Source organism: Monashia sp. HAY1-2A, assembly GCF_056755315.1.
Genome location: NZ_JBNDHY010000826.1, coordinates 1 through 233 on the forward strand (window position 1 = coordinate 1; position 233 = coordinate 233).

Below are 233 nucleotides of genomic sequence, written 5' to 3' on the forward strand. Positions count from 1 at the left end.
TGCGAAAGCCGTGATCAATTTTGAGAAAGGTTCCATTAAAGTTTTAGAAGCCTGCATGAGCTCCGTAAGAAGAGGCGGAATCGTTTCTGTGCTGGGAGTTTATCCTGTAAACTATGATAATTTTAAACTTGGACAGATTTTTGATAAAGGAATTACTATAAAAGCCGGACAGTGCAATGTTCATGCGATCATCGATGATTTGCTGGACCATGTACAGAGTGGACGGGTACAAC

Annotated in this window: 1 pseudogene; it reads left to right on the top strand. The window is 40.8% G+C overall.

Annotated elements, in window-relative coordinates:
* Positions 1 to 233, top strand: a pseudogene (locus ACPYOM_RS24090) (hypothetical protein); the annotation flags it as partial.